Origin of the sequence: Leptospira sp. GIMC2001 (assembly GCF_028462125.1) — a bacterium.
Lineage (GTDB): Bacteria > Spirochaetota > Leptospiria > Leptospirales > Leptospiraceae.
Genome location: NZ_CP115468.1, coordinates 1,195,001 through 1,210,000, shown reverse-complemented (window position 1 = coordinate 1,210,000; position 15,000 = coordinate 1,195,001). Strand labels below are relative to the sequence as shown.

Annotated in this window: 12 protein-coding genes and 1 rRNA gene (2 of these 13 only partly in view); 4 read left to right on the top strand and 9 right to left on the bottom strand. The window is 38.3% G+C overall.

The features are described 5' to 3' along the window. A 23S ribosomal RNA gene (locus O4O04_RS06885) occupies positions 1-639 on the bottom strand; it reaches 2,358 nt to the left of the window's first position. A gap of 1,030 nt (positions 640-1,669) precedes the next feature. Here O4O04_RS06885 and O4O04_RS06880 point away from each other — a divergent pair. Together O4O04_RS06880 and O4O04_RS06875 are read left to right on the top strand one after the other, a co-directional pair. Continuing rightward, positions 1,670-2,041: a hypothetical protein gene (locus O4O04_RS06880; protein ID WP_272535042.1), complete on the top strand. Its 372-nt coding sequence runs from the start codon at positions 1,670-1,672 to the stop codon at positions 2,039-2,041. Positions 2,042-2,330: 289 nt separating this feature from the next. Continuing rightward, positions 2,331-3,281, top strand: coding sequence for an LA_0442/LA_0875 N-terminal domain-containing protein (locus O4O04_RS06875; protein ID WP_272535041.1), 951 nt, complete (start codon positions 2,331-2,333; stop codon positions 3,279-3,281). A gap of 16 nt (positions 3,282-3,297) precedes the next feature. On the opposite strand, the gene O4O04_RS06870 is transcribed toward O4O04_RS06875, so the two are convergent. From O4O04_RS06870 to O4O04_RS06850, 5 genes are read right to left on the bottom strand one after another with little or no spacing between them, the layout of a single operon-like run. After that, entirely contained in the window at positions 3,298-3,741 is a 444-nt protein-coding gene (locus tag O4O04_RS06870) for an LA_2478/LA_2722/LA_4182 family protein (RefSeq protein ID WP_272535040.1), read from the bottom strand. Beyond that, positions 3,699-5,285, bottom strand: coding sequence for a murein biosynthesis integral membrane protein MurJ (murJ, locus tag O4O04_RS06865; protein WP_272535039.1), 1,587 nt, complete (start codon positions 5,283-5,285; stop codon positions 3,699-3,701). Before murJ ends, O4O04_RS06870 begins: the two co-directional genes overlap by 43 nt. After that, positions 5,282-6,412, bottom strand: a complete 1,131-nt coding sequence (locus O4O04_RS06860; protein ID WP_272535038.1) for an STAS domain-containing protein — start codon at positions 6,410-6,412, stop codon at positions 5,282-5,284. Before O4O04_RS06860 ends, murJ begins: the two co-directional genes overlap by 4 nt. Next, a complete protein-coding gene (locus tag O4O04_RS06855) occupies positions 6,381-7,499 on the bottom strand; it encodes a hypothetical protein (protein WP_272535037.1) in 1,119 nt (372 codons plus the stop codon). The genes O4O04_RS06860 and O4O04_RS06855 overlap by 32 nt, the downstream gene beginning before the upstream one ends. Positions 7,500-7,515: 16 nt before the next feature. Then, positions 7,516-8,181, bottom strand: a complete 666-nt coding sequence (locus tag O4O04_RS06850) for a lipoyl protein ligase domain-containing protein (protein ID WP_272535036.1) — start codon at positions 8,179-8,181, stop codon at positions 7,516-7,518. Between the two features lie 57 nt (positions 8,182-8,238). Here O4O04_RS06850 and panD point away from each other — a divergent pair, with 57 nt between their 5' ends. Both panD and O4O04_RS06840 read left to right on the top strand, forming a co-directional pair. Beyond that, a complete protein-coding gene (gene panD / locus O4O04_RS06845; RefSeq protein WP_272535035.1) occupies positions 8,239-8,589 on the top strand; it encodes an aspartate 1-decarboxylase in 351 nt (116 codons plus the stop codon). Positions 8,590-8,671: 82 nt separating this feature from the next. Next, entirely contained in the window at positions 8,672-9,532 is an 861-nt protein-coding gene (locus O4O04_RS06840) for a hypothetical protein (protein WP_272535034.1), read from the top strand. A gap of 101 nt (positions 9,533-9,633) precedes the next feature. Here O4O04_RS06840 and O4O04_RS06835 read toward each other — a convergent pair whose 3' ends face one another. The 3 genes from O4O04_RS06835 to O4O04_RS06825 form a co-directional block, all read right to left on the bottom strand. Then, positions 9,634-10,590: an alpha/beta hydrolase gene (locus O4O04_RS06835; RefSeq protein ID WP_272535033.1), complete on the bottom strand. Its 957-nt coding sequence runs from the start codon at positions 10,588-10,590 to the stop codon at positions 9,634-9,636. A 35-nt stretch (positions 10,591-10,625) separates the two neighbouring features. After that, positions 10,626-11,243, bottom strand: a complete 618-nt coding sequence (locus tag O4O04_RS06830) for a TetR/AcrR family transcriptional regulator (protein WP_272535032.1) — start codon at positions 11,241-11,243, stop codon at positions 10,626-10,628. Between the two features lie 184 nt (positions 11,244-11,427). Continuing rightward, a protein-coding gene (locus O4O04_RS06825) for a LamG-like jellyroll fold domain-containing protein (protein WP_272535031.1) crosses the window boundary here: on the bottom strand, positions 11,428-15,000 show its 3' portion. 135 nt of this gene lie beyond the right edge of the window; only the last 3,573 of its 3,708 coding nucleotides appear in the window; the start codon falls outside the window, past its right edge — the gene reads right to left on this strand; the stop codon is at positions 11,428-11,430.

The following is a 15,000-nucleotide window of genomic DNA, read 5'->3' as shown; positions in this document are numbered from 1 at the left end:
GAAGAACTTTTAACGTCCTCTACGCAAAATGGTGCTGGGCTTTGATACCTTGTAAGCATACGGTTTCAGGTTCTATTTCACTCCGATTCCTCGGTTCTTTTCACCTTTCCTTCACAGTACTTGTCCACTATCGGTCACAAGAGAGTATTTAGCCTTACGGGGTGGTCCCCGCAGATTCCCACAAAATTACACGTGTTCCGTGGTACTCAGGATACTTACTAGAGGCTAACGGCTTTCGCTTACGGGACTATCACCCTCTTTGGTCGGCTTTTCCAAAACCGTTCAACTAACCGTTAACTTTGTAACTCTATAGTGCATATTGACCTACACTTGCAAGTCCTACAACACCCCTGCTACAGCGCGTCAATGCTGTAACGTAGACAGGGGTTTAGGCTGTTCCGCTTTCGCTCACCGCTACTTACGGAATCGAGGTTTCTTTCTCTTCCTTCAGGTACTAAGATGTTTCAATTCCCTGAGTATGGCGCTTTCGCAACCTAGGGTCTCTAGGTTAGGTTTTCCCATTCGGAAATCGCTGGATCAACGCTTGCTTACAACTCCCCAACGCTTATCGCAGAAAGCCACGTCCTTCATCGCCTTCTTGTGCCATGGCATCCGCCGTATGCCCTTACTTACTTGACCATATTACTCAATTCGCTAACTCATTTCCTTGAAACTTTCGCTTCGCAAAAATATCGTTAACCAATAAATTTTATGTTACTCCCTAATCTCAATACGACTCGAAGATTGCTCTCGTCGTCGGTTTACAAAAGTTAGAGAGGTTGGAGAGACAGCTTGTAGAGTTACCGCGCTGGTAACACTGCTCTCCGCCAAGGTGATCGGTCGGTAGGAAATGGAATGAATCGAACTAAATGCAGCGAACTGCACCTAATTGCGATTCAATTATCCAACATCTACCAACATTGATAATTGAAAACAAGCTTTGCGGGGGGCTTATTTCCCCATTACTGCTTGTCCTCAGCTTTTCCACCACCATTTAGGTCGTTTACGCCCGTCCAGCATCGGTTTCTATCAGAAACAGTGCTGGGGGGATACCGCTTGCGACCGTAAAATGGTGCTGGATAGAGTTACACACCGTCTCGACAGGTGCGCAACTCGAATATTCATTAAAGTCAATTGTTAAAACTCTAATGAACCTTTACTTTTTTTAAGTACCAGTCTCGTCAAAAACTGATACTTGATTTGGCTATATAAGTTGTAAAAGATCGATCTATTGCCGCCGCCAGAAACAACAAGGGCGATTTACAAAACCACTTTTGGAGCGGGCTCTGCAAATCATAAATGCGCTTGTGTTTAGGGCTTGTAGCTATTCTGTTTTATTATGCCCTTCACTTCCGAAAGGCAATCACCACGATCTCTCGCAGTGGTTCGCCACGGTGAATACCGCAGTAATGACCAGTATGTAAATTCGTTTGTGCGGGTCAATGCAAAAAGAGAATTAAAGCTCAAAAAATTGAGTTCAAATTAAAAAATTGTTGCCTTCCTGAAGAGCTAATGAGACATAATCTAGGGACAACATCCCTGAAATAATATTTAGTTCTTATAGCTATTTATTAAATAAGAATATAATAATATATCGCTTTTCTCGGGTGATAAAAATTATTAATTAAAATTTAATCAATTAAGGTGAATAAATTTAAAGGAGCGTGAAATGATAGAATTTCTTTTTTATATATTAGGAATTTACTATATAGGATTCGCAGTCTTTCATTGTTTCTTTTGGAAAATATTTAATTGGAGAAATGATCTAAGGAAAATATCAAGAGCCAATGCTGCTATCTTACAGATTGCAAATATACAATTGATTTTTTATTTTATAGGAATGGGTTTGGTATTTTTTTATTTCAATAAGGTTTTACCTAAATCTGAGGTAGGCTACTTTACGATATGTTTTGGGCTCGGATTCTGGCTCGTTCGTTTTCTCAATCAATTCATATTCTTACGAATGAAATCCAAAATAGTCCATTCGCTTTCCTTGATATTTTTTATAGGAATTGTATTGCATATTTTAGTTTTGCTGTAATAATTCACCACGGATTATTGTACAAAATTTGCTAAAAATGTTCAAATAATCGTAAAATCAAAGCTAGATATATCGAGTAAGAGAAAACGCAATCGGTGACAGGCGATAATTAGTTTCCAAAGAATTGCCCAATAAATAACCAAATTCCAGGAATAGACTTTTTTTGAGGCATCCAACAATGATTCGATTACCTGAGACAAGAATATTCAAAAAATGAACTTTTCGTTCTTGAAATTTATTTATAATTTGATTTACTGTGATAATTAATACGAATAGGCATACTATCTTTATGATCAAGAACAGAATTTCATCACTCGCATTTATCCTTTTATTAACCCTTATTCCTGTGCAATTATTTGCAGCTCATTCGGTAATTCTTAAGAATGGAAAGACTGTAAAGGGATTGGTTGTAGGTCAGAATGAGAATGGACTAACTGTAAAACTTGCTGATGGAAGCACGCAAAATATTGCAAAAACCAATATTTTGAAAGTTGTTTACAAGGACGTATCCGAAAACGAAGAAAAGCAGATTCGAGTTGCTGAAGAAAAAAAGCTTCGCGAAAAAGAACTTAAGGAAGAAGCTGCTCGCAAGAAAAAAGAAGAGGAAGAAGCCAAGAAACTTGCTATAGAAGAAAAGAAAAGACAAGAAGAGCAAGATAAACTTGATAAAGAAAAAGCAAAAACAGATGCTTTAGCTAAAGATCGAGTAAAAAGCGAAGGAACAAGATCCAAGTGGTCTATAGTTTGGAGATCAGCAGTCCTTCCAAGTTGGGGTTTGTATCACGCTAAGCGTCCAGTCGCTGGAACTATCTACACAGGATTATTTTATACTTCTATACTTTTTGCCATGACAGCACGTAGCAAAGCCCTTGATGCCAAATCAGAATATGATACTGCAACATTGATCTACCAAGCAACTAGACCTTCAGCAGATCAACTAGGAGCCAACCCAGATATCGGTGCCTACTTCATTCAAGATACTTTCTCTAGTACTTATGTTAACGAAACAAAAGATAAATTTAAGGCTTCTGTGAATCAGAGCAATGCGGCAGTTGGAGTCGTTGGACTTATATATTTCATTCAATTAGCACACTCTTATTTTGCAGGTGTCACTTGGGTTGAAGAAGAGTTCATGACTCATAAACCATTAAAATCTGGTTGGGAATTGAATTCCACTTGGGAACAGACTGGTCTTGCAAGAGAGCATAGAACTGATATCAATTACACTTGGAGATTTTAATTTTCGTTCGGTAGAATTAATTTCCAATATTATACAATTCTTCACAGCCTTGAATGGAATAACTGGAATCTAAATCGTTGCAATCAGCGGTTTGGATTCCTTTGATGCAACTTTTTACAACATCTAGTCTTTCTTGTGTTATATTTCCAATCTCTGGATCATTGATAGCTGTTGGTAACACTTTGGCATCCAATTGATCTACCAGACAGTTTTCTTTGGTGGGTAGATATGCAAGAGCTTCCTTTCTATCTTCTGAATTCATAGTCTCCAGTTCGAGCCTCGCGCATGCTTCTATTTTTTCACACAGAACTTCCGGATATCGCTTACCTATTTTAACTATTTCAGTTTTGTCAATTTTTGGTGAACAATTTGCACTTAAGAATATAAGCAAAAACAAGAATCGATTCAACGATGCAATTAGTTTCGCTTTCTTCTCAATTTTCCAAACAGAATTTTCCATTCCTCTACTCCTGTAAGATAAGCTCCGAAAAAGTATAAACCCATTGCTGGAATAATTCCGATCAAAAGTATGATCCGGGAAGCATTTGCATGACTGAGTTCGTGCCTGGTAAACTCTTCCAAAAGAAAAGAATAAGAATAAAGAGATATAAAACAAGTCCAAATTGCAAGTAAAATCAGCGGTGGTATCAATCTTAGAGCTTTTTTAAGATTCTCTCCTAGAGAAATTATAATATCATGATTTCGAAGAGAAAGTATAAGGACGCAAAATGTAAGAGCTGAAGAAAGCGCTGATGCAAGGGCAATGCTACTGTGTTTTAGAACGTTCATTAGAGAAATCGCAACCACCATACTCAATCCAAATGAGATCGCTTGAACTTTGAGTGGTGTTTTTGTATCCTGAAAAGCATAGAATGAAGAGATCAAAATCTTATTCATGCTATAGAAAGGAATGGCGAGAGCATAAAAACCCAATGGAACCAAAGTAGTTGCCGTAGCTATATGATCCCAACGTCCTCCAAAATAAATCGAATCCAAAACCACAGTACCCATTGTAAGCAAACCTATGCTAGCCGGAACAGTGAGAAATAATGCAAATCGAAAGCTATTTCCAATTTCATCTGGGACTTGGTCTCTTTCATGATTGCGGACTTTTTTCAGTAAAGATGGTAAGATTGTTGTGGCAAGAGCAACACCAATAATTCCAGTAGGAAGTTGAACCAGACGTTGAGAATAATCAAGACTGACAACGGCACCTAAACCTGGATTCTGATTTTGGATATAGTTGGCAAGAAAAATATCAACTAACAGTCCCAATTGATAAAATCCTCCTCCTACAACAGCAGGAAGCATCAGTCTGAAAATTTTTGCGATAGCAGGATGAGACCAATTCAAATTAAAACTAGGACCCAATCCTTGCATATATACAAAGGCTCCTTGCACGACAAGCTGAATCAATCCGCCTATAACAATTCCGAAACTTAGATACCGAACCTTTTCCATAATCGTATCGGTAAGCGGAAAAATTACAATAAAGACAATTATATAGCTAAAATTCAAAATGATAGGTGAAAGTGAAGGAATAAAATATCGATCTTGAGAATTTGATATCGCCATAAAGATCGAAGAAAGACTTGCAGTCATAATCAGAAAGAAAAGTATAAAAGATAAATCTACAACTAAATCTCCATATTCTTTAGTTCCACCAACTAATATAGGCAAGATTAAAGGTGCAAAAAATAAAAAAATCCCCACAAATAGAGAGAGAAGAAAAAATAAAAAGCTTAACACGGAGCCAGTCATGATTCTCGCTTCATCTATGCTTCGAGATTCGTAATCACTGAATATTGGCATAAAGGATTGCGAGAGCGTCCCTTCTGCCAAAAGATTTCTAAACATATTAGGAAGTCTGTATGCAACAGAAAAAGCTGAAGCTACCATTCCAGTTCCAAAACTCGTAGCCATGAAATGATCACGGACGAGTCCGAGGACTCTGGATAACAATGTGTAGAATGATAGTGCTAAGCTTTTTTTCGCTGAACTCACGTAAGCTTTTCCGTGAAGGATGTTGAACCCTTCCCGCTATAAAGAAATCGAGCCATACAGTATGGACATTTGTATTTTCCAACCTTGGATACTCGAAGACTTGCATTGCAAGAACCACAGAAAATCACTTCGACTGGAAGCATCTTTCGTCTTTGAAGAATAGCGTGAGAATCAATCCCGCTGGATTTTTGGTCTCTAGATATTTCAGTAGAATTTTTTAGATCAAAATCCAATGCCGAATCTGTATCTGGATCTAAATGACTATCATGCGATGATGCTTTAATCGAGGGCGAGTTTTTAAATTTGAATTCAATCTGTCCGAGAATTTTCTTTTCTAAATCGACACCAGACTCGTGAATTGCCGATTTCAACTCAGCCATTTTGGATTCCAAGCGATCCATTAAATCTTCTTGTTTAATGAAATTTTTTGATTCCAACCCAGACTGCGCAGAATTTGAACCTAGATTTATCCCAGAATTTTCTTGAATGGGTTCCAATGTAGAAACAGGTTCGATTGATTCAGAATTTTTATCTGCTGAAGATGCAATTCTGCTTGGTCTATTTTTTCTTTCTTCATTGGGTTGGGAATACCGAGGGATTTGGCCCTTGTAATAGAATCGAATTCTTTCTGGGTATTGAGAACTCGCATTTCGATTTTTTAAATCTTTGCCAGATGAATAAGACAAGCCATCTTCACGAGTTTTCTCGGAATTTGAATGACCGTAATTTGCTTTCGGATTTGAATCCCGATTGCGCATTCTAGGAACTTTTGATAAATAAATTTTTGCTTCAGCAGAATTGGAATATACTGTGAGCTTAGATTCCAATCCGAAGAAACGCAATAGTCTTGTTACTTCACTATTGGTCGCCGTGAGTACGAAAACTAAACCAGGCTCCATCTTCATTCGATCCGCTAAACGAATAAGAAACGATATTCCACCTGAAGACAAGGATTCCAAGGCTGAACAATCTAATAAGAATTTCTGATATCCAGCTGCAATACGCGTATTGAAATAATTTTCTAAGTCTCGAGCATTGGAAGTATCCAAAACTCCTTTTAGGTTTACGACAAGACTGCTTTCTGACTCTAGAGCTCTAACTTCCATGTTCCCCCAGATATATCGCATCCACTACATCCCTCTTGATCGGAGGAGACATCACAATTTCTTTTTCCGTTTGTTGCTTCAATTCTTCAGATGGATTGGATGTAAATTCTTTGTTAGGTTGTTGGTCTTCCATTGAAGAAGCTGTAGATTTTTCATTTACAACAGTTTCTTTCTTAGCTCCCGCTGATATTGTTGATCCCATGTTCGCTGCAGGTCGAACAGAAGTTTGCGTCGAATTCCCTACTGATTGATCGCTATGGTTCAAACCTATTTCATGATTGTCATCGAATTCTAATACAGATTTTCTCTCGATGATAGGTGGCTCAGCTTCTTCGGATCCAACCAATCTTTGTGTCATTTGAGAATCTTTACGATTGAAAGTTGCGAACACAACATAAACAAGAATTACACCAACACTCAATGCAAAAGCTGCAATGCCATAAGTCATGATCATCCATAGATACATTTCTTGTTGCTTTTGAATGAATAAACCAAAATTACCGCGAGTATAGATAAGATGAACGGCTCCAACTACATCCAATTTGGTTTCATGGTAGACAGCACTGGAAACTAGTCCCTTCTCATCTCTTATATTGGGAAAAAATTTCAATATAAAAGGTTCTGCATATTGAAATAAAATATTTCCAGCAATCGGATTTGTTGCCTCTCCAATCACGATTGGATCTGGGTATTGCCATTTACGCATTCTTAGTGCTCTTGTATAAAGATCACCAGAATATTCCGGATGAGGCTCACGATTTTTTAAGGCAGGAAGAGGAACTTCATTTGAGTCGGCAAGCAAGATGGAATTTGGATTCACAAGTGCGACTTCTAAGACTCTGAATTGATCTGGATCTTCACTGGTTACTGTTTTAAGTCTTGCGAAAGTTTTTTGAATCTCTTGGAAGCCTGCAGGATTCATCCGGATCTCAGCTGCTTTAGCGAGTGAGACAATTGTATCGCGTGCCCTATTGTCAGAAGCTGTTTTTAGAAATTGAAAAGATGATTGCGCAGATTCGAGGAAAGACCAAGTCACTGCAGACAACGCTACCGCTTCGCAGACCACCAAAACAAGGATAGAAAATACAACAGTTCGAAAAAGAAACAATTCCTTTGCCCTCTGTCTAGAACCATCGGTGAGTTTCCTGATTCTTTGCAGGATATTTTTTCAAAACATGTTGAATCCAATAGTCTCCATAAGCTCGAATGAATGAATCTCTAAGACTTGGATCAGCTCCACAATCAGCGAGACTTACCATACGATTGGAATTGATTCCGCAAGGATTGATATATTGGAAAATTTTGCCAGAGTTACTTAGATTGAGTGCGAAGCCAAAACTTGTAAAAAATGATTTAAAATAGACGCCAAGAGATGCGGCCTTTTTCTCAGGATTGGATTTTAGATACAAACCAGGATTTTGTGGATCGGATATCAGTTCAATATTCCAAATATTTTTAGTAATTTCAATTAAGCTAGTTTGCATTTCAGCAAGAAATTTCCCAACTTCCATCTTCCGATCTGCGAGATTTATATGGAAATAGGTTACAATTTGTCCGATTTCATGTCCCGTAAAATCTCCACCTCGAGTAGTCTGGATAAAGTCGACTCCCATTGAAAGCAACTTATCCGGCGATATGAGCAAGTTTACGTCTTTTGAGGAAACTCCAGAGGTGATTGTCATGGGATGCTGTAAAAAAAGCATGGATTCTAACTTTTTTTTCCTCGATCTCTCCTGGAACTGTAAATAGTCTAAATATGTGACGGGTTTATGAAAGTTATGGAAAATCATAGATTAATAAAATTCCCCTTGTCGTCCAAGGGTGAAATATTTTTAGGTACAAACTAAATGATCATCACAGTTTGCAAAGGCAAAATTCACAGAGCCACCGTTACCGAGGCTGATCTCAATTACGAGGGAAGTCTTACTGTAGACATGGATCTCGTTGACGCTGCGGGAATGGTGCCATATGAGAAAGTCCATGTTGTTAATGTCAACAATGGCTCAAGATTCGAAACCTATCTAATAGAAGGGAAACGAGGTTCAGGGACAATTTGCCTGAACGGAGCCGCAGCTAGGCTCGGAATGAAGGGTGACAAAGTTATCATCATTTCCTATGGACAATTGGATGAAGCAGAGCTTCCCAAGAACTACCAACCCAAAGTTGTCCTTGTTGATGAAAAAAACTCACGTAAGTGATATGACTTTTCCAAAACTTCCCTAATCTTTCAACCCTTTCTGCACGATAGTATTAGTAAGACCAAATTCGGAACCTATACCTATGAAGAAGCTCTCAACCGTTCTAGCATTTGCAATCCTTGCCCTCTCCTTGAATCCCCATATATGGGCACAGGCAGAAGGCGGACCAACTGGTGGTGATAGTACTGCCTCCGTGAACAACGAGCCGTATTATCCTTTAGCTTATTTTGATCCAAGAATCAAATTAAAAAAAGTATCATTTGTTCGCAGACATGCAGACACCGGAAAAGGTGAATTCTTAGACGTACAGATTGAACTGGAATCTAAGGTAATGCAAGCGCATAATTATTCAATCTACGTGATTGCAGTTCATGAGAGAGATTCACAAAATGATGATGAGAGACAATTAGTTCCTTATCCTTCATGGAGACCTTTCAATCCGAAAGCCATTCAAAAAAGAGTAACATTCTCCAATATAATGCCAGCCAATGTTCCTTCCAAAGAAATCTGGGGAGAAGAAACATACAATAAAAGACAAGAAGAAGTTGATAAACAAATTCTTCGCGGATACAATGCTGAGATTGGTGAGCCGAACTTTGATGAGTATATGCGATATCTGACCATGAATCCTGGCAAAGCATTACCGTTCACTCTATACGGTGAAGAAGGTCCAGCCAAAGATAAAATCTTGGTTCATAACTATACTGGTCAGACTCCGGATGAGAAAAAAGGATGGAGACATGAAACACTAAAAGACCATACCTATACACTATATAGCAATAAGTATCAATCTACCATTATTACACATCACTACACTCAATACAGACCGAACTTTTTGACCTTCAACAAAATAGGGATTCTGATATTTGATCCTAACAAAGAGAAGAACAATCTCTTAGTTCGTAGAATTGTAGATATTGGAGATCTGAAAATGACTTACTGAACGTAAGTATATAGAAACCAAAATCACGATCAATAAAGATCGCGCTAAGCCATTCCCTTTTCCAAGAGAATGGCTTTTGTTTTTTTAACATTGATTAAATTCTAATCGAAACCATTTTCCAAAAAATCTAAAACTTTCAACTTAATCCCTTCATCTCGAAGTATCATCCTATGACCTAGTCCTGAAGTTAAGAGAAGTTTTGATTGAGACCAAGCTTGGGAAACCTTTTCTCCAAATGTATATGGAATCTCACTGTCGTCCTTATCATGGATTAATAGCAATTTATTATTGAGCATTTTGCCAATTCGTATTAGATCCAAATCGGCAAGTTTACGCCCTACTTTTGATTCGATGGCATCTCTAGTTTGTAAAATTTCATCTTCACTTAATTTCCAATATCCTGCAAATCCCAAGGTGATACTCATTAGATCGCGAGGAGGACAGATATAAACTAAACGATCTGCTTGCAATCCCAACTCTTGCGCGATCGTTGCCGCCGCTCCTCCAAAGGAGTGAGTGATAAATGCGTAAGGATTGCCTACAATTCTAGATAATTCAAAAACTGCTCGACTCGCAAGAACCGCATTCGAATATCTTCCTTCTGAATTGCCATGACCAGGAAGATCAATTCCGACTACACGATATCCCATAGCAATCAAGTCTGGAACAAAGCGTGAGAAGTTTCCAACATTTCCATTCCATCCATGGACAAGAAAGATTAATTTGCCTTCATTTCCCCATTGATAGAATTTAATCTTTTTACCATCTAACAGAAAATAATTCTGATTAGAAGAGTTGATCACATCCATTTCCTTTCGGGAGGGTCTGACTCGCTTGGTTGATAAAAAAATATGGGCTCCCACCAATCCAAAATTTCTACCTTTAGATCTTGTTGAATCTATCTTAGCTTGATAAGACAATCTATCATTGACAGTTGAAATCCTAAATTTCGCCTCTATTGACTCATTGAAATCCTCACCATTGCTTTCCGGTTCTGCCACCATTATTTCATTTTGCAAACGAACGTTCGTGCTTTTATTATCCAACTGATTTTCCATTTTTTCCTCTTTCCTTTTTAATTCATTATCGCAATCTACTTAGTTTTAAAATATCTTTCTAAAAATTGGGTAAAAATCTGCATTGTTTGTGTTTTTGATTTTTTATCTTTTAGAAATCGATTGTAGAAATGATAACTCAATACCATTCCCCAAATCTCTTGGACTAGTGAGTCTGTATTTACATTTGCATCTTCATTTGCTTTCTTGATCTTTGCAGAATTGAGTTCCTGTGCCTCATTCAGAAATTGGCGTAGAATCTGTATCCATTCCTTTTGCGTCTTCAACAAATAATCTCGAACTAAGCCAGGTTTATCATCCAGATCAGAAATACTGGCAAGAAAAATGCAACCACCAGGAAGCTCCGATCCATTCTCCCAATCTAACCAAGATGTAAATGCCACTTTTAGCCTTTCTATTCCTGGCTTTGCTTTCAGGCTTGGATAGATCACTCTCCTTCGAAAAAGCTCTGAACCCGTTTTCAAAACGTCGATCTGAAGATTCTCTTTAGATTGAAATTTACCAAAAAGTCCACTCTTCGACATATTCAAATCAAGAGCAAGACTTCCGATTGTAATTCCACCCAAACCTTGAACGCTAGCAAGATTCAGAGCCTTCCGAAGAATTATGGATTTGGTTTCTTCACCTTTTGTCACAATAAAAGCACGATCGTTCGTATTAATTTTTTGTCAACTACAAAAATAACAAATCTATTTTAGGATTTAAGTTTCAAATTCTATTTGGATAGAGGTGAATGGTGTATTTTAAAATTGAAACTAAATGCAATTCTGAGTGAATCTATGATAAAAACCAATGGAATTTGCGGAAATTATTATTTAACTAGGGGCAAGAATGGCTCACTGGAATATTGTATTTATTCGAAAGATAACATTGAACTATTTCCCTATCACTTGTGGATAGAACCTCGTCAAAATAGATGAAATCTCCTAGCTCACCATCAAAATAGCCTCCATCTCCAGGATATAGCCCGCCAAAAAAATATCGACCGATATCCAAATTTCCAGATGCACAATTGAAGGTTGATCCACCCGAATCAATAGAACTTGCAACCGCTCCATTCTTGAATAGGTTTCCTATGGCTCCATCATAATCTAAGGTCATAATTACAGATTCGTTTACGCTATTGAATAGAGAATTCGATTGGACTTTTGCGCCATTAGAATCTAGATCGAACAATGTAGGATTTCCAGAAAAAGTCCTAAGGATGTAGAGTAATTTTCCATCCGTTGGTCCTCCATTTTGGAATATTCCATTATTACCTAATTGTGTAGTTTCTTTAAATACAGAAACTATCGTATTGGTTGTTCCGTTCAAAATCGGCTCACATGATCTAGACATAAAAGATGGATTTAAGCCAGTTCCAATGAAGCGGATTGCAGGAACATCATTGATTCCGATTGCATTGTACAATGGCTGAATTACCCCAACTCCTTGGCTAATATGATACCCACTACCACTGCGATCATCCCAAGTTCCAACACAATTGATCCCCCCACTACACAATCCTGGTCCATAGGATGTTGCCTCAGGCATAAGATAAAACTTCAAGCTGCTGCTCACAAGCGATTCGTTCCAACTACTCACTTGAGTTGGATAGTAACCTGCAATTGCTTTCATTTCAGATATAGAAAGTACGCGATTATAGATACGAATATCATCTAAGACTCCAAAAAAATTTCCAGTTCCGTCAATGAGTCTACCTACTTCTAAATTGGGTGAAATTGCCGTAGTCCAAATTTTATTTACAGACTCGCGTAGAACACCATTTTCGTAAATTGATGCTGTCGTGGAATCGTAGACACCGCAGAGATGAATCCATTGATTCATGAAACCTTCATGAAAAATTGTAACATCATCCGTTACGCCAAACATTCCAGTTACAGTCGAGGTGATTACAAGCCCGTTGCCTGATGAAGCAGACATCGTTCCAAAACCAACAATATATTGACCTATGCTATTTGATGTTTTAAACCAAGCACAGATACTCCTCGCATTATTTCCAACTGGAAGTCCATTTGGATTCAACTTTTGCATAAACGATGCGCCGTTAAAGCTATAGGCTGCATTCGTGTGTCCGTTGCGATCAGATGTGACTACTGCACCAGAGACGACCAAATCGTTATTAAAATTACCATAATCTTTAGAATTACCATCCAATGGGAAAAAAGAAACCAATCCAGAAGGAACTTGAATTGCAAGCCTTTGAATTGCATCACTATCCAGTGCTCCATTGAAAAATCTTACATCAGAAATTTTACCTTTAAAAAAGAATCCATTCCCCGCATCAGCCACCTTAAAACTGCTAGCTGGTATATTGGGATTCATAGCAAAGACTAACGAATCGGGTTTACCGTTTATATAAATTTGCCAATTGGATGCATTTCTCGTTAGGACTACATGAGACCATTGGTTCAATGGTAACTTCATGGTTGAGTTGGAACTTGCTGCAATCCCACCCAAAGAAATATATAATGACCGATCGCTACCATCGAAGGAGACACCGTAACCATTCGATCCACCTAATCCATTGTAAAAAATAAATTGACTCCCGGAGCCTCCAGAAGGATTTACCCAGGCAGAAATAGTCAAATTGTTTATATTGCTAGATAAAATATTATTTGTTGACTGGATAAATTCTGTGCTTCCGTCAAATAGATAGGATCCATTCGGACTTCCATTTTCATCCGATGAAGCTAAGGGAGCTCCTGTTGGTATTCCATGATTCGAACCATTAGAATCATTGGTATTGCCATCAAATCTATAACGAAGCATCTGCGAAACTTCTAGATAACGCAGGGAATGATTGTTGGAATCCACTATATAAACATTTGCTCCATCACACAATATGTAACCAGGAAAGCTCAAACGACCATTGCCCCCAGTGTTATCATCATACCCTGATACACTGCCTACAAGCGTTGTAACCTTGTTATCCGAAATTCTTAAATGTCGAATTCTATGTCCTGACCATTCAGAGATAAATAAATTTATTCCATCTGTTGCAAGACCATGAGGATCATTGAATTGAGCCGAAGTTCCGAATCCATCTGTTGATGCTTGGATTCCATCTCCAGCAATTGTTGTGACAGCATTGGTTCCGCTAAGCGATAATCGACGTATCTTGTGTCCACCTCCGGCTCCAATATCTGTTATATATAGATTGGTACCGAGCGCAACTACAGCCAAAGGAGAGACAAATCTTGCATTCGTTCCTATCGGGTTGTCGTTAAAACTGCAAAGTGTAGCTGCACCTGCTATTGTACTTACAGCGGTAGTAATCGGATTCACAACTCGTATAGTACAATTGCCACGATCAACAATATAAAGATTATCCTCAAATGCTGTAATCCAAGAAGGATTATTAAAGGATGCAAGGATACCTGAAGCATTATCATTGGCTGCTGCGTTACCTGAACCAGCAAAAGTTGAAACAGCTGAATTCGCAAGATTGACTTTTCTTATTCTGCGACCCGACGATTCCAAAACAAATAAATTATTTCCATTCGTAGTAAGACCTATGATACCATTAAACTCAGCTGCAGTTCCAATTCCATCAAGACAATTCGTAGTTATGGTTCCTGGACAAATTGTTCCGCCACCACTACCACCTCCAGCAAGGATCGTAGTATTGCCGTTCGATTTGTCGATCTTTCGAATAACTCCATTCAAAAAATCTGCAAGATAGATAAAAGTTCCATCCGTTGCGATCATTGCAGGTGCATTAAATCGAGCAGCTGTCGGTGAAGCAAAAGCAACAGCCACTCCGGGAATTGCACCTCCACCTCCAGCGTTAACCGGATAAGATCCAACCCTTGTTCTTAGATAGGAATTTTGGGAAATTAAGCTTGTTCCAAGATCAACGCTTGCTTGAGGTGCAATACTTCCCCCGACAAGATACCCTGTTATACATGTAATAAATATAGTGACATTAGAACTCGAAATTGTACCTAGCGAAAGCGTCGGATCATCAAAAGAACATACAGATCCCGCAGGTTGAGAAGAAATCGAAACCGCATAATTCGATCCGGTTAGAATACGAGTCGAAAACTTTGCGAGTCCAGTAGATGAAATATTCAACGAATCTGTCGAATTATTTAGAACCGTTAATGAGCCACTGATCCCTGAGACATTCACTGCAACCTCATAATAATCAGCTCCGAATCCACAGGTAACACTGATATTATCAATATCCCTATTTTGAACTATTCCTTGTTCATTAGATAGACTACACGAAATACTGACAGAATTCGTTGATAACGAAATATTATAGGCTTCGCCAGTATTTAATCTCGTAGGAAAAGTAAAATTTCCATCTGATTCAATAGTCACCGATTCATTATTGTTAGTTAAGGTAACAGAGGCTTCTGAAATCAATCCAGAAACTGCTCCGCC